Origin of the sequence: Sulfitobacter sabulilitoris, from assembly GCF_005887615.1 — a bacterium.
Taxonomy (GTDB): domain Bacteria; phylum Pseudomonadota; class Alphaproteobacteria; order Rhodobacterales; family Rhodobacteraceae; genus Sulfitobacter_E; species Sulfitobacter_E sabulilitoris.
Window position 1 is genome coordinate 683,031 of sequence record NZ_VANS01000002.1, and the last position, 19,215, is coordinate 702,245.

General features: G+C 63.7%; 19 protein-coding genes and 1 tRNA gene. 17 read left to right on the forward strand and 3 right to left on the reverse strand.

Going from position 1 to position 19,215, the window contains the following annotated elements; translation table 11 throughout:
• Positions 1-6 precede the first annotated feature (6 nt).
• Both FDT80_RS11715 and hemF read left to right on the forward strand, forming a co-directional pair.
• Complete coding sequence (locus FDT80_RS11715) at positions 7-807, forward strand: SDR family NAD(P)-dependent oxidoreductase (RefSeq protein ID WP_138662450.1); 801 nt, start codon at positions 7-9, stop codon at positions 805-807.
• Positions 808-891: 84 nt separating this feature from the next.
• Positions 892-1,785 (forward strand): oxygen-dependent coproporphyrinogen oxidase, encoded by an 894-nt coding sequence (gene hemF, locus FDT80_RS11720; RefSeq protein WP_138662451.1) that lies wholly within the window; start codon positions 892-894, stop codon positions 1,783-1,785.
• 32 nt (positions 1,786-1,817) lie between these two features.
• Here hemF and FDT80_RS11725 read toward each other — a convergent pair whose 3' ends face one another.
• Positions 1,818-2,753 (reverse strand): fatty acid desaturase family protein, encoded by a 936-nt coding sequence (locus FDT80_RS11725; RefSeq protein WP_138662452.1) that lies wholly within the window; start codon positions 2,751-2,753, stop codon positions 1,818-1,820.
• 74 nt (positions 2,754-2,827) lie between these two features.
• A complete protein-coding gene (gene hemC / locus FDT80_RS11730) occupies positions 2,828-3,784 on the reverse strand; it encodes a hydroxymethylbilane synthase (protein ID WP_138662453.1) in 957 nt (318 codons plus the stop codon).
• A gap of 107 nt (positions 3,785-3,891) precedes the next feature.
• On the opposite strand from hemC, the gene hemE reads away from it, so the two are divergent.
• The 15 genes from hemE (at position 3,892) to FDT80_RS11800 (ending at position 18,729) form a co-directional block, all read left to right on the forward strand.
• On the forward strand, positions 3,892-4,926 hold the full coding sequence (hemE, locus tag FDT80_RS11735) for a uroporphyrinogen decarboxylase (protein WP_138662454.1): 1,035 nt from the start codon (positions 3,892-3,894) through the stop codon (positions 4,924-4,926).
• A gap of 52 nt (positions 4,927-4,978) precedes the next feature.
• A tRNA-Met gene (locus FDT80_RS11740) sits at positions 4,979-5,055 on the forward strand.
• 204 nt (positions 5,056-5,259) lie between these two features.
• Positions 5,260-6,300 (forward strand): TRAP transporter substrate-binding protein, encoded by a 1,041-nt coding sequence (locus tag FDT80_RS11745; protein ID WP_138662455.1) that lies wholly within the window; start codon positions 5,260-5,262, stop codon positions 6,298-6,300.
• Positions 6,301-6,381: 81 nt separating this feature from the next.
• The gene (locus FDT80_RS11750) at positions 6,382-6,960 is read left to right on the forward strand and encodes a TRAP transporter small permease (RefSeq protein ID WP_138662456.1); all 579 of its coding nucleotides are present in this window, start codon (positions 6,382-6,384) and stop codon (positions 6,958-6,960) included.
• Between the two features lie 6 nt (positions 6,961-6,966).
• Positions 6,967-8,286 (forward strand): TRAP transporter large permease, encoded by a 1,320-nt coding sequence (locus FDT80_RS11755; RefSeq protein ID WP_138662457.1) that lies wholly within the window; start codon positions 6,967-6,969, stop codon positions 8,284-8,286.
• Positions 8,287-8,364: 78 nt separating this feature from the next.
• Complete coding sequence (locus tag FDT80_RS11760; RefSeq protein WP_138662458.1) at positions 8,365-8,844, forward strand: MarR family winged helix-turn-helix transcriptional regulator; 480 nt, start codon at positions 8,365-8,367, stop codon at positions 8,842-8,844.
• Positions 8,845-8,953: 109 nt separating this feature from the next.
• The gene (locus tag FDT80_RS11765) at positions 8,954-10,492 is read left to right on the forward strand and encodes a benzoate-CoA ligase family protein (RefSeq protein ID WP_138662459.1); all 1,539 of its coding nucleotides are present in this window, start codon (positions 8,954-8,956) and stop codon (positions 10,490-10,492) included.
• Entirely contained in the window at positions 10,492-11,319 is an 828-nt protein-coding gene (locus FDT80_RS11770; RefSeq protein ID WP_138662460.1) for an alpha/beta fold hydrolase, read from the forward strand. Before FDT80_RS11765 ends, FDT80_RS11770 begins: the two co-directional genes overlap by 1 nt.
• Positions 11,312-11,758, forward strand: a complete 447-nt coding sequence (locus FDT80_RS11775) for a DUF309 domain-containing protein (protein WP_138662461.1) — start codon at positions 11,312-11,314, stop codon at positions 11,756-11,758. Before FDT80_RS11770 ends, FDT80_RS11775 begins: the two co-directional genes overlap by 8 nt.
• A gap of 136 nt (positions 11,759-11,894) precedes the next feature.
• Positions 11,895-13,553 (forward strand): 2,3-epoxybenzoyl-CoA dihydrolase, encoded by a 1,659-nt coding sequence (gene boxC / locus FDT80_RS11780; protein WP_138662462.1) that lies wholly within the window; start codon positions 11,895-11,897, stop codon positions 13,551-13,553.
• Positions 13,554-13,600: 47 nt separating this feature from the next.
• Complete coding sequence (gene boxB, locus FDT80_RS11785) at positions 13,601-15,052, forward strand: benzoyl-CoA 2,3-epoxidase subunit BoxB (RefSeq protein WP_138662463.1); 1,452 nt, start codon at positions 13,601-13,603, stop codon at positions 15,050-15,052.
• Between the two features lie 68 nt (positions 15,053-15,120).
• Positions 15,121-15,294 (forward strand): hypothetical protein, encoded by a 174-nt coding sequence (locus FDT80_RS18895; protein WP_170311852.1) that lies wholly within the window; start codon positions 15,121-15,123, stop codon positions 15,292-15,294.
• Positions 15,291-16,490, forward strand: coding sequence for a benzoyl-CoA 2,3-epoxidase subunit BoxA (gene boxA / locus FDT80_RS11790; protein ID WP_138662464.1), 1,200 nt, complete (start codon positions 15,291-15,293; stop codon positions 16,488-16,490). Before FDT80_RS18895 ends, boxA begins: the two co-directional genes overlap by 4 nt.
• A gap of 137 nt (positions 16,491-16,627) precedes the next feature.
• On the forward strand, positions 16,628-17,518 hold the full coding sequence (locus tag FDT80_RS11795) for a helix-turn-helix transcriptional regulator (protein ID WP_138662465.1): 891 nt from the start codon (positions 16,628-16,630) through the stop codon (positions 17,516-17,518).
• The gene (locus FDT80_RS11800) at positions 17,515-18,729 is read left to right on the forward strand and encodes a 3-hydroxyacyl-CoA dehydrogenase family protein (protein WP_138662466.1); all 1,215 of its coding nucleotides are present in this window, start codon (positions 17,515-17,517) and stop codon (positions 18,727-18,729) included. Before FDT80_RS11795 ends, FDT80_RS11800 begins: the two co-directional genes overlap by 4 nt.
• Here the strand turns inward: FDT80_RS11800 and FDT80_RS11805 are convergent.
• Complete coding sequence (locus tag FDT80_RS11805; protein WP_138662467.1) at positions 18,716-19,204, reverse strand: DUF2165 family protein; 489 nt, start codon at positions 19,202-19,204, stop codon at positions 18,716-18,718. The genes FDT80_RS11800 and FDT80_RS11805 overlap by 14 nt on opposite strands.
• Between the last annotated feature and the right edge of the window lie 11 nt (positions 19,205-19,215).

The window sequence follows — 19,215 nt, forward strand, 5'->3', positions numbered from 1 at the left end:
AAACCCATGTCTTTTTCAATCTCAGGCAAGACCGCCATCGTCACGGGGGCCGCGAACGGCATCGGCCTTGCGATCGCGCGTCAGTTCGCGGACCGGGGGGCCAACGTGATGTGCGCGGACATGGACGAGAAAAAGCTGAACGAAGAATGGGGCGATCAGCTTGACGAAGGCAACGTGCGCTATTTCGCGGGGGATCTGCGCCAGCGTCTGACCATCGCCAACCTGGTGTCCGCGACCATCGACGCGTTCGAACAAGTGGATATTCTGGTCAATGGCTCGCGGCAGGTGATGCCGACCGATGCTCTGGATGTGGATGACAATTCGGTCCAGGTGCTTCTGGAGCAGAACCTGATGACGGCGCTTCAACTGACGCAGCAGGTCGCGCGCCGCATGATCAAGCAAAGCGAGGATCAAACGGAGGGGCAGGTGGGGTCGATCATCAACCTCAGCTCCATCGCGGCGCGCCACACCCGGCCCGAGCTGATGGGCTATTCCATCGCCGCCGCAGCGCTGGAACAGATGACCCGCTCGATGGCGCTTGCGCTGGCGCCGCACCGGATCCGGGTGAATGCCGTCGCTTTCGGGTCCGTGATGAGCGCGTCGCTCAAGACCTCGATGATCGAGCATTCGGAGTTCCGCGAGGATATTCGCACACACACGCCGCTTGGCCGGATCGCGCCGCCCTCGGAACTGGTCGAGGCGGTGCAGTTCCTGGCGGCGGAAAGTTCCGGCTTCATGACGGGCGAGGTGATGACGGTGGACGGTGGCCGCAGCCTTCTGGACGTGGTCGCGGCGCCGGTGCACTGAGCGCGGGCACTGCCCGCTTTGCGCCGCTCCGAAAACCGGTCTAGAAGGGTGATCTGCACGAGTGACACAGGAGACCTGCCCCCGATGAGCGATGATTTCGAGGCCCAGAAAACCCGCGCGGCGGCGTGGTTTCGCGATTTGCGCGACCAGATCGTCACGGCCTTCGAGGAGCTGGAGGAAAACCACGACACGGGCCCGATGCGCGATGCGCCCGCGGGCCGGTTCGAGGTGACGCAGACCACCCGCAACAGCGAAGACGGCAGCGACGCGGGCGGCGGATTGATGAGCGTGCTGCGTGGCGGGCGGGTGTTCGAGAAGGTCGGCGTCAATATCTCGACCGTCTATGGCACCCTGGGCGCGCGGGCGCAGGCCGCGATGGCCGCGCGCAAGGGCATTCCCGGCATGGCGGACGACCCGCGGTTCTGGGCCTCGGGGATTTCGCTGGTGGCGCATATGCAAAACCCGCATGCGCCGGCGGTGCATATGAACACCCGCATGTTCTGGACGCCCCATGCGTGGTGGTTCGGCGGCGGGTCCGATCTGAACCCTTGCATCGAATACGCCGAGGATACCGCGCATTTCCATGCGCAGCAGCAGGCGCATCTGGACCCGCACGGCAGCGATCTTTATCCGCGACTGAAGGCCTGGGCGGACGAGTATTTCTATATCCCCCATCGCAACCGGGCGCGGGGCGTCGGCGGCATTTTCATGGATGACCATTGCACCGGCGACTGGGAGGCGGATTTCGCGCTGACGCAGGATATCGGCCGCGCGTTCCTGCCCGCCTATCTACCGTTGGTCGAAAAACGTCGGGTGCAGGCATGGAGCGACGCCGACAAGGACGCGCAGCTGGTGCATCGCGGGCTCTATGCGGAATACAACCTGGTCTACGATCGCGGCACCAAGTTCGGGCTCGAGACCGGCCATGACGCCAACGCGGTACTGATGAGCCTGCCGCCTCTGGCCAAATGGGTGTAAGGGCGGTGGAGTGAGATTCCGGGGTTGATTGGTTACCAGCCCGCTTCGCCGAGCGCGCTGCGGTAGCCGGCGCTGATGCGCATCTTTGCGTCTAGGCCCTTGCGGCAAAGCAGGGCGTGCATCTTCGGCAATTGCCAGCAGGGGATGTGCATCACGAGATGATGTTCGAGGTGGTAGTTCACGTAGTAGGGCGCCACCAGCGCCCGTGCGAGGGGACCGGCGAGCGTGGTGCGCACGTTCTGCAGCGGGTTGTCGGATTGCTCGGTCGCGCCGTGCTCTGCGATGTTGCGGATGCGCAGAACCAGTTGAAACCAGGTCAGATACGGCAACAACCAGAAGGCCAGCCCGTACCACCACTGCCCGGTCAGCCCCATGACGGCCATCACGCCGATGAACACCGGAAAGGATTTCCACAGGTCGCGCGCCTTGAAGGCCTGTGCGGCGTCCTGGGTCGCGGCCTCGATCGCGTCATCGTCGCCTGCAAGGCGGACCGACATCGCGATCTGTGCCAGAAGCTGTTTGACGCCGGTTTGCCCCGTTAGATCGCGGATGAACTTGCGGCGCAGGCTGGCGTGGCTGGTAGGGAATTTTGCCGACAGCGGCAGGTCCGGGTCCTTGTCGGACTGGGTATGCCGGTGATGCGTCAGGTGGTAGTGCCTGTAGCTTGCCAGTTCCGCAAGGATGGGCCGCCCGCACAGCCATTCGCCGATGAATTCGTTGATGCGCCGCGTCCTGAACAGCGCGTTATGCGCGGCCTCGTGCATCAGGATGGCGAGGCCCAGCTGGCGCGAGCCGATCAGCACGATTGCCACGAGGAAGGTCAGCGGGTTTGGCCAAACGGCGAAAAGCGCCACGCTGAGCGCGATCACGCCCCAGCAATGCACGATCAGCCACAGGCCCATCAGATCGGACCGTTCCGCGAGGGGGCGGATCTCTTCGCTGGAGAGGTATGTCTTGCCGGGTGTCATGCAGCGCTCTCCTGAAACTCTGTGCGCCGTGATCCTCTCAGGCGGTCGCGGGGTCAGTCAAGGCAAACGCACCGTCACTTGGCGCGGGCGTGCCAGTCGAAAAACCCATCGCCCGCGCGGCCCAGAAGTTCATCGGCCAGGTCGAAGCCCATGTCGGCCGCGTCGCTGATCGTGCCGGTGCGGTCACCGCTGATCGACTGGCTGCCATCGGGGCGCAGGACTTCTCCGCGCAGGTGCAGGGTGTCGCCGTCAAGCTGCGCCAGACCCGCGATCGGCGTCTCGCAGGAGCCGTCGAGGCGCAGCAGGAACGCGCGTTCGGCCGCCAGCCGCTGGCCTGTGTGAATGTCATGGACGGCCATCAGCATTTCGGCGGTATTGGCATCCGCGATGCGGCGTTCGATCCCGATGGCGCCCTGCGCCACGGCGGGCAGCATGTCGTCCGGGCTGATGGGGGTCGCGGGCACGTTTTCCATGCCCAGACGGTTCAGCCCGGCAGCAGCGAGAAAGGTGCAGTCGGCGACGCCTTCGGCCAACTTGCGCAGGCGCGTCTGCACGTTGCCGCGAAACTCGACCACGTTCAGATCGGGCCTGCGGTGCAGCAGTTGCGCCCGGCGGCGCAGCGACGACGTGCCCACCACCGCGCCCTGCTCAAGCTGATCCAGCGCCGACAGCACGGGGGCGACAAAGGCATCGCGCACGTCCTCGCGCGGCAAGTACGTATCCAGGATCAGCCCCTCGGGTTGCAGCGTCGGCATGTCCTTCATCGAATGGACCGCGATGTCGATGCGGCCGGCGATCAGGTCTTCCTCGATCTCGCGGGTGAACAGGCCCTTTCCGCCGATTTCCTTCAGGGGACGGTCCTGGATCGCGTCGCCCGTCACCTTGATCACCACGATGCGAAAGGCATCCTGCGGCAGATCGAACGCCGCCATCAGGCGCGCGCGGGTTTCGTGGGCCTGTGCCAGCGCCAGCGGAGAGCCGCGGGTGCCGATCTTGAGCGGTGCATCGGGGGAAGGGAGCGTGACTGTCATGGCGCTATCATTAGGCGTGTCATTTTACCCTGACAACCCGCCACCGTCTTGACATCGGCGCACGGGACGCGGACCAACGGTTGCAGCACTTGAACCGGGGGATACCGATGGCCGAAACCAAAACCATTCTGCGCGCGCTGGCGGGCGAGACACTCAGCACGCCGCCGATCTGGATGATGCGGCAGGCTGGCCGCTATCTGCCGGAATACAAGGCGACGCGGGCGCAGGCCGGGGATTTCCTGTCGTTGTGCTACAACCCGGAACTGGCGGCCGAAGTCACGTTGCAGCCCATTCGCCGCTACGGGTTCGATGCGGCGATCTTGTTTGCGGATATCCTGCTGGTTCCGCAGGCGCTGGGCGCCGATCTGTGGTTCGTCACCGGCGAGGGGCCGCGCCTGAGCACCATCACCAGCCAGGCGGATTTCGACAAGCTGGGCCCGGCGGAGGATGTGCACGACACGCTGAACCCCATCTATGAGACGGTCAGGATCCTGTCCGGCGCATTGCCGGCCGAGACGACGCTTATCGGGTTCGCCGGCGCGCCGTGGACCGTGGCCACCTATATGATCGCCGGCCAAGGTACGCCCGACCAGGCACCGGCGCACAAGCTCAAGGACGAAGACCGCCCCCTGTTCGAGGCGTTGATGGCGCGGATCACACAGGCCACCATCCACTATCTTGCCGCGCAAATCGACGCGGGCGCAGAGGTGGTCAAGATATTCGACAGTTGGGCGGGATCGCTGAAAGGTGCTGATTTCGACAAATACGCGCTTGAGCCTGCGCGCGAGATCACAGCGGCGCTGAAAGCGCGCTATCCGCATGTTCCGATCATCGGCTTCCCGAGGGAGGCGGGCGAGAAATATGTCGGGTTCGCCCGCGCGACCGGCGTCGATTGCGTGGCGCTGGACAATTCGGTCGATGCGCAATGGGCGGCATCCCATGTGCAGGTCGATGGCTGCGTGCAGGGCAACCTTGCATCGCGCCACATGGTGACGGGCGGCCAGCCCCTGATCGACGAGACGCGCGCCATCGTGAAGGCGTTTTCCAAGGGGCCGCACATCTTCAATCTCGGGCACGGGATCACGCCCGACGCCGATCCGGACAATGTGCAACTGATGATCGACACGGTTCGGCAGGATTGAGGCATTTCTTGCCTTGACGGGGGGTGGGCATTGGCATACTCCCCGCGCCGATGGCGTGGTAGCTCAGTTGGTTAGAGCGAACGACTCATAATCGTTAGGTCGGTGGTTCAAGTCCACCTCACGCCACCATCACCCCCCTTTTGGAACAATGTCATGCGGACGTGTTTTCCGTGATGGCGGTTGTCCGTCCGGATCAACCCATAGGCGAATGCGGCGGCGATAGTTACAAAGACAGGTGACAATAATAGTTATCTGCAATAGCAATTTCGCAGGGACGCCCGAGTCAGACGACGCGATCAACGCGGAGCTATCGGGTCATCAGGGAGGACCATAATGACCATCACACGCAAATCATTTCTGCAACTGGCCGGCGCTGCGGCGCTTGCGTTCGGCATGGGCGCGACTGCCGCCGCCGCGCAGGACGTCACGCTGCGCCTGCACCAGTTCCTGCCGCCGCAGGCCAATGTGCCCAAGCTGGTGCTGGATGTCTGGGCCGACAAGGTCGAAGCCGACAGCGAAGGCCGGATCAAGGTCGAGCGTTACCCCTCGATGCAGCTTGGCGGCACCCCGCCCGAGCTGATGGACCAGGCCATCGACGGCGTGGCCGACATCGTCTGGACCGTGGTCGGCTATACGCCCGGCCGCTATCCCAGCACCGAAGTCTTCGAGCTTCCCTTCATGATGACGAACGCCCGCGCGGCATCCCGCGCCTATTGGGAAATGTTCGAAAAGCACATGAAGGACACCGAGTTCAAGGATGTGCATATCCTGGGCACATGGGTGCACGGCCCCGGCCTGATCCACACCAACAAGGAAGTCCGCACCCCCGCCGACATGCAGGGTCTCAAGATCCGTGGCGGATCGCGTCTGGCCAACCAACTGCTTGAGAAGGTGGGCGCAACCCCCGTTGGCATGCCCGTTCCGGCCATCCCAGAGGGGCTGTCCAAGGGTGTGATCGACGGCACCACGATCCCGTGGGAAGTGACGGCGGCACTGAAAGTGCCGGAGCTTGTGACCAATCACACCGAATTCACCGGCAATGCGCTCTATGTGCTGACCTTTGTTCTGGCGATGAACAAGGACAAGTACGAGAGCCTGCCCGACGATTTGAAAAAGGTGATCGACGACAACTCCGGTCTGGAATTCTCGGTGTTTGCCGGTGGCACGCAGGAAGACAGCGACGGCCCCGCGCGCAAGCTGGCGGCGGATCGCGGCAACAACATCGTGACGCTTGATGCCGAAGAGACCCAGGTCTGGATCGACGCGTCCAAGCCGATCTACGACGAATGGGTGGCCGACATGGAGACAAAGGGCATTGACGGTCAGGCGTTGATCGACGAGGCCCGGATGCTGATCGACAAGTACACCGAGTAACCTCGGCCCCTGTCCGACCCGCGATGCCCCGCCTGGGTGTCGCGGGTCTTTTTGCAGCCCCATTCAAATTCGGAGCAGCCCATGCATCGCCTGATGATGACGCTGGCGCGCGTTACGGCCGTGATCGGTGGCCTTGTTCTGGTCGCGCTGATCGTGATGACCACGCTGTCGATCATAGGCCGATCGCTCAATGACTTGCTGCATACCGACACGGCCAGCGGCCTGCTGGGTGGGTACGCCCAGACGCTGATCGACCTCGGCGTGGGAGAGATCAAGGGCAACTACGAACTGCTCGAGGCGGGTGTGGCCTTTGCCATCTTTTCGTTCTTTCCGATCTGCCAGTTGTACGGCGCGCATGCGACGGTCGATATCTTTACCTCGGCGTTGCCCGAGCGGCTGAACCGCAGCATCATCGCGTTCTGGGAAATCGTGCTGACCGCGACGCTGATCCTGATCAGCTGGAGGCTTTTCGAAGGGATGCAGCGCTACATCGGCAATGGCGAGACGACGTTTTTCCTGCAATTTCCGGTCTGGTGGGGCTATGCCGCCAGCTTTGTCGCCTCTGTCGTGACCTGTGTGGTCGCGGTCTATTGCGCCTGCCTGCGCGTGGTCGAGCTGGCCCGACGCCGCAGCATTCTTCCCACCGAGCAAGGACACTGACCCCAGATGAGTAATCTCGAGCTTGGATTTTGGTCCTTTCCCGTCCTTTTGATCATGGTGTTCCTGCGCGCGCCCATCGGCCTTGCCATGCTGCTGTGCGGCTTTGGCGGGTGGTATTTCGCGATGGGCGGCAACCCGACGCCGCTGCTGGCCAAGCTGAAATCCGAAACCTACACGACCTTCTCCAGCTATTCGCTGTCGATCATTCCGATGTTCCTGCTGATGGGGCAATTCGCGACGCTGTCGGGCATGTCGAGCGCGCTGTTCAAGGCGGCCGAAAGTTTCCTGGGCCACCGGCGCGGCGGGGTCGCGATGGCGGCGGTGGGGGCTTGCGCGGGCTTCGGCGCGATCTGCGGGTCGTCGCTGGCCACGGCGGCGACCATGTCCAAGGTCGCCCTGCCGGAGCTGCGCCGCTATGGCTATTCGGGCGGGTTCTCGACCGCGACGCTGGCGGCGGGCGGCACGCTGGGTATCCTGATCCCGCCATCGGTGATCCTCGTGATCTATGCCATCCTGACCGAACAGAACATCGCCAAGCTGTTTCTGGCGGCCTTCATCCCCGGCATCCTGGCGGCGGTGGGGTATATGCTGACCATCTCGATCTACGTGCGGCTCTATCCCAAATCCGCGGGCACCCGCGAACCGCAGCCGATGTCGGAGCGGTGGGCCGCGCTGGCCAATACATGGCCGGTGCTAGTGATCTTTGGCGTGGTGGTGGGCGGTATCTACCTGGGCTGGTTCACCCCGACCGAAGGATCGGCCATCGGCGCGGCGGGCACAGGGCTGGTCGCGCTGGTCTCGCGCAGCCTGACATGGTCGGTGTTCCGCGACAGCCTTCTGGGCACCGCAAAGACCACGGCGATGATTTTCTTCATCGTTCTGGGCGCGGGGTTCTACAACGGGTTCCTCGCGCTGTCTGGGGTGCCGCAATTCATGGCCGACTGGGTGCTGACACAGGGGTTCAGCCCCTGGCTGGTCCTGTCGATCATCCTTTTGTTCTACCTCGTGTTCGGCTGTCTGATGGACAGCCTGTCGATGATCCTGCTGACGGTGCCGATCTTTTTCCCCGTGATCTCGGCCATGGATTTCGGCATGAGCGTGGAGCATGTGGCAATCTGGTTTGGGATCCTCGTGCTGATCGTGGTCGAGGTCGGATTGATCACGCCGCCGGTGGGGATGAACCTGTTCATCATCAACGCGATGGACCGCGAAACGCCGATGACCGAAACCTACAAGGCGGTGATGTTCTTTGTCGGCAGCGACATCGTGCGGGTCGTCATCCTGGTGATGTTCCCCGCGATCACGCTGTTCTTGCTGCCGGGGTAGGGGGATGGGTGCCGATCCGACACCCGCAACCGCGATCATCGGGCGGCCTGCGGCGTCCGACGGGGGCGCGGGGCGCTGATGCCGGGTCGCGCGCGCACCCATGTGCCTCTTCCCGAGGGGATCACGGATGCGGCGCTGCGCGACCTGGTCAGCTATTCGATGAAACGCGCGTTCAACGCCATGCAGGCCGACATGCTGCGGGCGCTTGCGCCGTTCGATCTTCGGTTGATGACCTTTGCCGCGTTGTCCCTGATTTCTGAAAATCCCGGCTTGCGCCCCAGCCAGTTGGCGGACGGGCTGGCCGTCGAGCGTGGCAACCTGGTGGGCATTCTGGATGCGCTGGCGGCGCGCAACCTGATTGATCGCATTCCCTGCCCTGTGGATGGGCGGGCGCAGACCCTTCACCTGACTGAAGCCGGTGTCGCGGTGCTGGCGCGGGCCCGCCAGGCGGCGCGCGCACAGGATTCGCGCATGGTCGACGTGCTTGACCCCGACGCACTGGCCACCCTGCTGTCCGCCTTGGCCAAAATCGAAGAGCACGCAAGAACACGCGCGTGACGGCGTCGAAAGTGGCATTAAGATGCACAAAGCCGGATCATTGCTTGCGGTGGTGTTGGCAAAGTGCAGGATATAGCAAAAGCCGCGAAAGATTCTTGGGAGGGGATCCATGACCAGCATATCCGACAACGCAGCGAGCTATTTCGTTGACCGCCATCTGACCGAAGGTCGTGGCGACAAGGCTGCGTACAGGGAGGCCGACAGCGGACGCAGCCTGAGCTATCTGGATATGGCGCGGGGCGCCGAGGTCGTGGCGGGTGCGCTGGTGCGCGCCGGGGTCAGGCCGGAGGAGCGCGTGGCGATGCTGGTGCTGGACCAGATCGAATTCCCGCAAGTGTTCTGGGGCGCGATCAAGGCGGGGGTCATCCCTGTGCCGCTCAACACGTTGCTGGCGACATCGGTCTATGACGTCATTCTGCGCGACAGCCGGGCGTCGGTGCTGTTCGTGTCCGCGCCGCTGTTCGACACGGTCAAGCCGGCGCTGACGGATCATCCCTATCTGCGCCATGTGGTCGTGATCGGCGGCGATGCCCCCGAACGCACGCAAAGCTTCGAGGCGTTCATCCAGGGCGCCGATCCGCAGGCGACGCGCCCCGCGAGCGCGGATGAGGTGGCGTTCTGGCTCTATTCCTCCGGCTCCACCGGTCAGCCAAAGGGCGTGCATCACGTCCACTCCAGCCTCAAGGCGACCTCGGACACCTACGGCGCGCAGGTGCTTGGCATCGCCGAGGACGACACCGTGCTGTCGGCGGCAAAGCTGTTCTTCGCCTATGGGCTGGGCAACGCGATGACCTTTCCGCTGTCGGTGGGGGCCACGACGGTCTTGTTCGGCGGCCGGCCCACGCCCGGCGACATGATCGAGGTCCTGAATTCGGAGCGGCCGACGATCTTTTGCGGGGTGCCCACGCTGTATGCCGCGATGGTCGCGCATATGGACAAGGCGGGCGTGCCCGTGGCGCCCTTGCGCACCTGCATTTCCGCCGGAGAAGCCTTGCCGCACGATATCGGCACCCGTTGGGAGGCGCATACCGGCGTCAGCATTCTCGATGGTGTGGGATCGACGGAAATGCTGCATATCTTCTTGTCGAACCAGCCGGGCAATGTCGAATACGGCACCTCCGGCACGGCGGTGCCCGGGTATTCGGTGCGGCTGGTGGATGAAACCGGCGCCGATGTGGCGGATGGCGAGGTGGGCGAATTGCTGGTCAACGGTGCCTCTGCCGCGGCCTGCTACTGGAACCAGCGCGACAAAAGCCGCGCCACCTTCGAGGGCATGTGGACGCGCACGGGCGACAAGTACGAACGCCGCGCCGATGGTCGTTTCGTGTACTGCGGGCGCACGGACGACATGTTCAAGGTTTCGGGTATCTGGGTGTCGCCCTTCGAAGTCGAACAGGCGTTGGTCAGTCACAAGGCGGTGCTCGAGGCCGCCGTGGTGGCCGCGCGCGATGCGGACGGGCTGGAAAAACCCAAGGCCTTCGTGGTGCTGGCCGACGGCGCGTCGGATGCGGTGCTGAGTGATCTCAAAGACTACGTCAAGGACCGGATCGGCAAGTGGAAATACCCCCGCTGGATCGACGTGGTCGACGACCTGCCCAAGACGGCCACGGGCAAGATACAACGGTTCAAACTGAGGGAGACCGCCTGATGTCATCTGCAAAATGGACGAATGCACCGGGGGCGCGGCTGACGGCGGACCGTAAATCGCTGGAATACGCCTGCTATGGTCCGCCCCCCGGCGAAGCGCCCACGATCGTGATGCTGCACGAGGGGCTGGGCTGTGTGACGCTGTGGCGCGACATGCCGCAAAAACTGGCCGATGCCACCGGCTTTGGCGTCTGCGTCTATTCGCGCGCGGGCTACGGGGCGTCCGATCCGGCGGATATGCCGCGCCCGCTCGATTACATGACCCGCGAGGCCGAAGACAGTCTTGGCGTGGTGCTGGATGCCATCGGGTTTCAGCATGGTATCCTGCTGGGCCATTCCGACGGGGCGACCATCGCCACGATCTATGCCGGGTCGATCAGCGACCAGCGGGTGCGCGGCCTGATCCTGATCGCGCCGCATTTCTTTACCGAAGCCTCGGGCCTTGCCGCGATCCGTACCGCGGGAGAGGCGTATGCAAGTGGCGACCTGAAGGCCAGACTGGCGAAGTATCACTCCGATCCGGATATCGCGTTCAAAGGCTGGCACGATGCGTGGACCGATCCGGGGTTCGAGGCATGGAACGTCGCCGACGCCATCGACCACCTGCGTATTCCGGTGCTGGCCATACAAGGGCGCGACGACGCATACGGCACGCTGGCGCAGGTGACCGAGATCGAGGAGCGGATTTATTCGCCGATCGAAACCGCCATTCTGGACGATTGCGGACACGCGCCCCAGATCGACCAGCCGCAGGCGACGATGGCCGCGATCACCGAGTTCTGCGAACGGCTTGAGCGGTTGGAACGCGAAGAGGTGAAGATTGCCTGACCTGGCCGGAGGGGTCACGGCCCCGCCGCATGCCTATGTTCCCGGCCAGACGCCGCGCCATCCGGAGGATTGGTTCGATGGGATCAAGGCCAGCGTTACGACCGCGACACCCGTGGCCGACCTGCATACCACGCAGGCCTTTCACGCAGGCCGCGCCTATTTCGACGCGGGCTATTACTGGGAGTGTCACGAGGTGCTCGAGGCGGTCTGGATGCAGGCGCCCGAGGGCAGCGCGGAGCGCGATATGGTGCAGGCGCTGATCCAGTTGGCGAACGCGCGTCTGAAGCTGCGGATGGACCGCCCGCGCGCGGCGCGACGGCTGTGTGACATGGTGATGGCGCATCTGGCGCGCTGTCCGCGTGACATCGCGATTCTGGGGCTGGACGTGCCGCAGATGCAGCGGTGGGTCATGGAAACGCAAGACACTCTCAAAAAGTGAAATATAGTGCATTAAATATGCCGAAAACTCTCCAAATGTCCCGGAAAAGGGGCTTTACCGAAGGGTTGTATGTATTATAGTTCAAGTATCGAGCGTTGGACGGCACGTCGCCTTGCGTCGCTCTCAGGAGGATAGAATGACCAAGCGCATCGATTTCCAGGTGGACCCAGAAACCTATCGTCACTGGAAGGTGGAGTACGACGGCCCCGTCGCCAACCTGTACATGGACGTGGATGAAAAGGGCGGCCTGTTCGATGGCTACGAGCTCAAGCTGAATTCCTACGACCTTGGCGTCGATATCGAACTGGCGGATGTCGTGCAGCGGATGCGGTTCGAACATCCGGAGGTCAAGGTGGTCGTGATGCGGTCGGCCAAGGACAAGGTGTTCTGCGCGGGCGCCAATATCCGGATGCTGGGTGGGGCGGCGCATGCGCACAAGGTCAACTTCTGCAAATTCACCAACGAGACGCGAAATACCTTTGAGGCGGCGAAAGCCGACAGCGGGCAGAATTACATAGCGGCGGTGCGGGGGGCCTGTGCCGGTGGCGGGTACGAACTGGCGCTGGCGTGCAATCACATCATGTTGACCGACGACAGCACATCGTCGGTCGCACTGCCCGAGGTGCCGTTGCTGGCTGTGCTGCCCGGCACCGGCGGGCTGACCCGCGTCACCGACAAGCGCAAGGTGCGCCGCGATCTGGCCGATGTCTTTTGTTCCGTCGAAGAGGGCGTGAAGGGCAAGCGCGCGGTCGACTGGCGCCTGGTGGACGAGGCGATCCCGAATTCCAAATTTGACGAGGCGGTGGTCGAGCGGGCCCGTGAATTCGCGGCCGCATCCGACAAGCCGGATGTGACGCACGGCATCGCGCTGACACCGCTGTCACGCAGCTTTTCCGACGATGGCGTCAGCTATTCGACTGTCGAGGTGGCGATCGACCGCGACGCCCGGCGCGCGACGATCACGATCAAGGGGCCCGGCGAAGACGCGCCTGCCGACATGGAGGCCTTTACGGCCAAGGGTGCGGACAACTGGATCCTGCGCTGCGCGCGTGAACTGGACGATGCGATCCTGCACCTGCGCAGCAACGAGGACGAGCTTGGCCTGATCGAATTCCAGACCCAAGGCGATCCGGAGGTCGTGATCGCGCATGAGGCGCTGATGCTGGGCAACAAGCAGCACTGGCTGGCCAACGAGGTGCTGGCCTATTGGAAGCGCGTTCTGAAGCGGGTGGACATGACGTCGCGCAGCCTGGTGGCGATCGTCGAGCACGGCTCGTGCTTTGCCGGGCCGCTGGCGGAACTGCTCTGGGCCGTCGATCGCAGCTACATGATGCTGGAGGAGTTCGAGGGCGACAATCGCAACATGGCGACGATCACGCTGTCCGATGGCAATTTCGGCCAATACCCGATGGGCAACGATCTGAGCCGGCTTGAAACGCGGTTCCTTGGGGCACCCGAAACGGTAGAGACGCTGAAGCCGCATGCGGGCAGGGCGCTGGAGGCGGGGGAGGCCGAAGAACTGGGCCTTGTGACCTATGCCTATGACGATATCGACTGGGAGGACGAGGTGCGCCTGTTCATGGAAGAACGCGCCAGCTTCAGCCCCGATGCGATGACCGGCATGGAAGCGAACCTGCGCTTTGCCGGGCCAGAGACGATGGAGACGCGCATTTTCGGCCGTCTCACCGCATGGCAGAACTGGATATTCCAGCGCCCCAACGCCGTCGGCCCCGAGGGCGCGCTACAGCGCTACGGCACCGGCGTGCGCGGCGAATACAACATGCAACGTGTTTAACCCCCCAAGGCGCGTGATCTGCACGCGCCGACATGGAAGGATATGAAATGCTCGATTTGATCAACGTCAGCTATGACACTCAGATTCCGAACAACGTGAACCTCAGCTCCGACAAGAAGGTGCTGAAGGCGCTCGAGAAATGGCACCCCGGTTACATCAACTGGTGGAACGACCTTATTCCGCAGAATTTTCAGGAAAGCATGGTCTACCTGCGCACCGCCGTCAGCGTGGACCCGAAAGGCTGGGCCAAGTTCGATTACGTCAAGATGCCCGAATACCGCTGGGGTGTTCTGCTGGCGCCCGCGGTCGAGGACCGCAAGATCCCGATGGGCGAACATCTGGGCGAACCGGCCTGGCAGGAAGTGCCGGGCGAGTACCGCAACATGCTCAAGCGGCTGATCGTCATCCAGGGCGACACCGAACCGGGTTCGGTCGAGCAGCAGCGGTTCCTCGGCCTCACCGCGCCATCGCTCTATGACATGCGCAACCTGTTTCAGGTCAACGTCGAGGAAGGTCGCCACCTCTGGGCGATGGTCTATCTGCTGCAAAAGTATTTCGGCCGCGATGGCCGGGAAGAGGCCGACGACCTGCTGGTCCGCTCCTCCGGCTCGGACGAGGCGCCGCGAATGCTGGGCGCCTTCAACGAGGAAACGCCGGACTGGCTGTCGTTCTTCATGTTCACCTATTTCACCGACCGTGACGGCAAGATGCAGCTTGAAAGCCTGGCGCAGTCCGGCTTTGACCCGCTGTCGCGCACGTGCCGGTTCATGCTGACCGAGGAAGCGCACCACATGTTCGTGGGCGAGACCGGCGTGGGCCGCACCATTCAGGCGACGCTGGACGCCATGAACAAGGCCGGCATCACCGACCCCTACGACATCAACAAGATCCGCGATCTGGGCGTCATCGACCTGCCCACGATCCAGAAAAAGCTGAACCTGCACTACACGCTGTCGCTTGATCTGTTCGGTCAGGAAGTATCGACGAACGCCGCCAACGCCTTCAATTCCGGCATCAAGGGCCGCTATATGGAGCAGCGGATCGACGACGACCACAAGTTGCAGAACGACACCTATGCCGTGACCTCGATCAAGGATGGCAAGATCCTCACCGAGGATGTGCCTGCGCTCACGGCGATCAACATGCGCCTGCGCGACGACTATGTGCGCGACGCGGCGGGCGGCGTCGGACGCTGGAACAAGATGATCGCGAAATCGGGCGTCGAGTTCGAGCTGAAGCTGCCGCACGAAGGGTTCCACCGCCAGATCGGCGTGTTCTCATCGGTCGCCGTCGACCCGGATGGCAACATCATCTCGGCCGACGAATGGCGCAATCGCAAGGACGATTGGCTGCCGACCAAGGCGGATGGAGATTACATCCAGTCGCTGATGGTGCCTTGCTTCGAGCCGGGCAAATACGCAAGCTGGATTGCGGCCCCCAAGGTGGGGATCGACAACAAGCCCGGCGATTTCGAATACGTCAAACTGCACATGGCCTGATCCGGCCCTTCGCAGGGGGGGTGATTTGCCCGCCTTGCGCCTACCCGCTGACCGACAGGAGACCCGCCATGAAGATCGACCGCGAAATCGCATTTGCCCCCCGGACCCGTGCATTGGGCCGTGACGTGGCCGCGCTGAACGAACCATGCATCGGCTGCGACGGCTGCCAGGGAATCTGCGCCGCACTGATCGAGGCGATGACCCTGCCGGATGCGGTTCTGCGCAAGGGCCGCGCCGCATGAACAAGCCGCTCAAGCAACATCTGATCGACCCCGAAATCTGCATCCGCTGCTACACCTGCGAAATGACCTGCCCCATCGGGGCGATCCAGCATGACGACAACAATGTCGTGGTGGACCCGGACATCTGCAATTTCTGCATGGATTGCATCCCGGTATGCCCCACCGGATCCATCGACGAATGGCGCGTGGTCGAGACCCCCTATTCGCTCGAGCAGCAGTACGAAATGGACGAGTTGCCCGAGCAGGAGGACATCACGCTTGCGGCCGAGGCCGGGGAGGACGATGGGCTCGAGGCGCATGACGATGCGATCGCGGCGCTGTTGGCCGAAGCGCACAAGGGCGCGGGCGGCAAGGCCAGGGCGCCCGCCTCTGCGTCGAAACCGACGATCAACCTGTACAACCTGGGCAATCCTGCAACGGCCACGGTGCAGGGCAACTACCGTCTGACTGACGCGCAAAGCGATGGCGATGTGCGCCATATCATCCTCGATCTGGCCAAGCTGCCGTTTCCCGTGCTCGAAGGGCAGAGTATCGGCATTATCGCACCCGGCACCGATGCCGAGGGCAAGCCGCATCTGCCACGACTGTATTCCGTCTCAAGCCCCCGCGACGGGGAGCGACCGGGCTTCAACAACGTCTCGTTGACCGTCAAGCGAGAGGACAAGGGCCTGTGTTCCAATTATGTCTGCGATCTTGCCAAGGGCGACGAGGTCCGGATCACCGGACCGTTCGGATCGACGTTTCTGCTGCCCAGCGACGCGAACGCGCATCTGCTGATGATCTGCACCGGCACCGGATCGGCGCCGTTCCGCGGGTTCACCATGCGCCGCCAGCGTGAAATGCCTTCGGCCAAGGACAGCATGACATTGGTCTTCGGGGCGCGCAGCCCGCGCGATCTGCCGTATTTCGGGCCGCTCAAGAAGGTGCCAGACAGCTTCATGCGCAAGGAATTCGCGTTCAGCCGTCAGGATGGCGAGCCGAAGCAATATGTGCAGGACAAGCTGCGCGAGCAGTCCGATCACGTGGCGGGGCTGCTGGCGTCCGATACCGCCTGCATCTATATCTGTGGCCTCAAGGCGATGGAGCAGGGGGTTGAGGAGGCGCTGCGCGACATTGCGCGCGGGGCCGGGCTTGACTGGGCCAAGGTTCGGGATGACATGCGCGATCAGGGCCGTTATCACGTCGAAACCTACTGACAGAGCGGCGGCGGCGTCGCGGGCACCTGCCGCCGCTTTTTCTGCGACATAATGCACAAAATTAAACTTCTCGCCTTGCGTGTCGGGGGCCGCCTCTCTACGTTTGCACTATTGTTCCCAAGCGCGATTGAGCTTCCATGTCCCAGATAAAGCCATCTGCCGATGCAGCGGCGCAGTTGATTGCGCGGCTTGCCACCCGTGTCCGCGAGGCGCGAAAGGCGCGTGGGTTGCCACGGCGTGTGCTGTCGGAGATGTCGGGCGTCTCGCCTCGGTATCTGGCGCAGCTCGAGGCCGGCGAGGGCAATATCTCTGTCTTGCTGTTGCAGCGGGTCGCCGCGGCGCTTGACCTGCGTGTCGAGGCGCTGCTGGCCGAAGACGTGCCCTGGGACCGCGACCTGCAACGGATCGCACTGCTGTATTCGCATGCCCCGGCTGACGTCCAGGGCAAGGTGCGTGCGCTGTTGTCGCCGCAGGATCCAAAGGCGTTGCGCGCGGGGCGGATTTGCCTGGTCGGTCTGCGGGGGGCGGGGAAATCGACGCTGGGCAAGATGGCGAGTACCGCGTTGAACCTGCCTTTCGTCGAACTGAACAAGGATATCGAGGAGCATGTCGGCATGCCACTGTCCGAGATCATGGCGCTCTATGGGCAGGACGGCTATCGCGCGTTGGAGGCGGATGCGGTGGCGCGGGTGGTGGCGCGGCATGACAGGATGATCCTTGCCGTTGGGGGCGGCATCGTGGCCGAGCCCGCGACCTTTGCCCAACTTCTGGAGCGGTTCCACACGATCTGGGTCCGGACCAGCCCGGCCGAACATATGGAGCGGGTCCGGGCGCAGGGCGACGTGCGCCCGATGCAGGGCAACCCGGCGGCGATGGAGCAGTTGAAATCGCTGTTGGCGCATCGCACGCCGCTGTACCAGCAGGCCGAAGCGCAGATCAACACCTCGAACAAGACGGTTTCCACATCGCTGAACGATCTTCTGGCGACGATCGCGAGCAAGAAATTTCTCGATATCAAGCCCGAATGACGGACGCCGAATACCTGGCCGCGATCGAGGCCGCGGCGGCGCCCGGCGTCGCGTCGTTGGAGGGCTTTTCACAGGCCGTGATCGTCGATGGCGGCATGCTCGGGGCCAGCCTTGCCGCCGCGTTGCTGGAACAGGGCCTTGCCACGACGCTGATCGAAGAGGACGCAGGCGCGGTCGAGCGCGCGTTGCTGGCCTTGGACAGGATGATTGAGCAGCGTGTGGCTGCGGGCGAGCAGACCGCCGCCGCTGCCGCGCAACAACGAGCGGCCTCGCGGGTCTGTTCTGATCCGGCGGATGTGGCGGGCGCCGATCTGGTGATTGCGCCCGCCGATGCCCTGCGCGCGATCACGGCGCCCGCGCGCCTTCGGATCAGCTTGTCAGACCCCGCCGCTCTGCCGGGTTTGCCGGATGCGGCGCAGACCGTGGCGATGGGGCTGACGGCACCGGTCTACGCCACGCATATCGTCGAGTTGGCCTGCGGGTCGGCGTCGACCGATACGGTGACGGCAGCACAGGAGGTGATCGGATCGCTGCGGCTTATCGAGATACGGAGCGACACATGGCTGGCGCCCCTGATGCTGGACGCGTTTCGCGAAACGGCGGATGCCTTGCTGATGGAGGCGGCAACCCCCTGGGAATTGGATGACGCGATGACCGGATTCGGCTTTGCGATGGGGGTTTTCGAGGCGCAGGACCACGAGGGCCTGGACCTGGCCTATGCCCGGCGGCGGATGGCCGGGTCCGGGCCCCGAAGCCGACGCATGCTGATTTCCGACAGGATGGTTCAAGAGGGGCGCCTTGGCCGCAAGGTCGGTGTCGGGTGGTATCGCTATCCCGGCGGCGGCGGTCTGGTCGTCGATCCGCTGATCGAGGATATGATCACCGAGGAAGCGTGGTTCGCAAAACTCGAGCGCGTCACCCGGAGCGACGCGCAGATGGTCGAGCGGCTGGTTCTGGCGGCGATCAACCACGCGGCCGGGCTTTTGGAGGCGGGCGTGTCGCTCAGGGCCGATGATCTGGATATCCTGAGCGTTCACGTGCTTGGTTTTCCGCGCGAAAAGGGCGGTCTTCTGCGCTATGCCGATCATCTTGGCGCGGCGCATGTGCTGGACCGGTTGCGCGCCTTGCAGCCAGAGGACCCGACCTTCTGGACCCCGAGTGCGCGGATCGCGCGAATGGCCGCGATAGGGGGGCGGTTCACCCCTGCATAAGAACGATCATGCTGCCGACCCCCCATAGGGTCATCTGGAAATGCGTGTTCTGCGCTGCCTCGTGGCAGAACCAATAGCTAAAGTGGTTGCCGCCAATCAGGAACCCGGCCCAAAGCCCGGTGAAAAGCGTGGCCCCGGCAAGTGCGAGGCCGCGCCCGGCATCGACCGAAGCCGCCCCGGCCGCCGCCACCAACAATGCCACCACGCCAAGCCAGAGGACGAGACACGTCAGCGCCTCGACCAGAAGGACGGTGAGAAAGACGATCCTGTGCAGGCGAGGGTCGGTGACGGCGCGATGGGCCAGTACGGCAAATTCGTCGGGATAGTCTTTGCGCATCCGGTCCATGCGCATCACCTCGGCAATGGATGACAGGTTCAGCGCGGGAAACAGAAGGTTGTCGCGCAGTCCCAGCGACAGCCACAGCGCAATCAGGCCGGTGGCGACAGTTTGAGACAGGAGGAGTGCAAGCTCCATCAGGGGGCCCC

What these genes read in the sequence shown, in the direction of transcription:
- FDT80_RS11715 (WP_138662450.1), top strand. Translation starts at nt 7, where the DNA reads ATGTCTTTTTCAATCTCAGGCAAGACCGCCATCGTCACGGGGGCCGCG.
- hemF (WP_138662451.1), top strand. Translation starts at nt 892, where the DNA reads ATGAGCGATGATTTCGAGGCCCAGAAAACCCGCGCGGCGGCGTGGTTT.
- FDT80_RS11725 (WP_138662452.1), bottom strand. Translation starts at nt 2,753, where the DNA reads ATGACACCCGGCAAGACATACCTCTCCAGCGAAGAGATCCGCCCCCTC.
- hemC (WP_138662453.1), bottom strand. Translation starts at nt 3,784, where the DNA reads ATGACAGTCACGCTCCCTTCCCCCGATGCACCGCTCAAGATCGGCACC.
- hemE (WP_138662454.1), top strand. Translation starts at nt 3,892, where the DNA reads ATGGCCGAAACCAAAACCATTCTGCGCGCGCTGGCGGGCGAGACACTC.
- FDT80_RS11745 (WP_138662455.1), top strand. Translation starts at nt 5,260, where the DNA reads ATGACCATCACACGCAAATCATTTCTGCAACTGGCCGGCGCTGCGGCG.
- FDT80_RS11750 (WP_138662456.1), top strand. Translation starts at nt 6,382, where the DNA reads ATGCATCGCCTGATGATGACGCTGGCGCGCGTTACGGCCGTGATCGGT.
- FDT80_RS11755 (WP_138662457.1), top strand. Translation starts at nt 6,967, where the DNA reads ATGAGTAATCTCGAGCTTGGATTTTGGTCCTTTCCCGTCCTTTTGATC.
- FDT80_RS11760 (WP_138662458.1), top strand. Translation starts at nt 8,365, where the DNA reads ATGCCGGGTCGCGCGCGCACCCATGTGCCTCTTCCCGAGGGGATCACG.
- FDT80_RS11765 (WP_138662459.1), top strand. Translation starts at nt 8,954, where the DNA reads ATGACCAGCATATCCGACAACGCAGCGAGCTATTTCGTTGACCGCCAT.
- FDT80_RS11770 (WP_138662460.1), top strand. Translation starts at nt 10,492, where the DNA reads ATGTCATCTGCAAAATGGACGAATGCACCGGGGGCGCGGCTGACGGCG.
- boxC (WP_138662462.1), top strand. Translation starts at nt 11,895, where the DNA reads ATGACCAAGCGCATCGATTTCCAGGTGGACCCAGAAACCTATCGTCAC.
- boxB (WP_138662463.1), top strand. Translation starts at nt 13,601, where the DNA reads ATGCTCGATTTGATCAACGTCAGCTATGACACTCAGATTCCGAACAAC.
- FDT80_RS18895 (WP_170311852.1), top strand. Translation starts at nt 15,121, where the DNA reads ATGAAGATCGACCGCGAAATCGCATTTGCCCCCCGGACCCGTGCATTG.
- boxA (WP_138662464.1), top strand. Translation starts at nt 15,291, where the DNA reads ATGAACAAGCCGCTCAAGCAACATCTGATCGACCCCGAAATCTGCATC.
- FDT80_RS11795 (WP_138662465.1), top strand. Translation starts at nt 16,628, where the DNA reads ATGTCCCAGATAAAGCCATCTGCCGATGCAGCGGCGCAGTTGATTGCG.
- FDT80_RS11800 (WP_138662466.1), top strand. Translation starts at nt 17,515, where the DNA reads ATGACGGACGCCGAATACCTGGCCGCGATCGAGGCCGCGGCGGCGCCC.
- FDT80_RS11805 (WP_138662467.1), bottom strand. Translation starts at nt 19,204, where the DNA reads ATGGAGCTTGCACTCCTCCTGTCTCAAACTGTCGCCACCGGCCTGATT.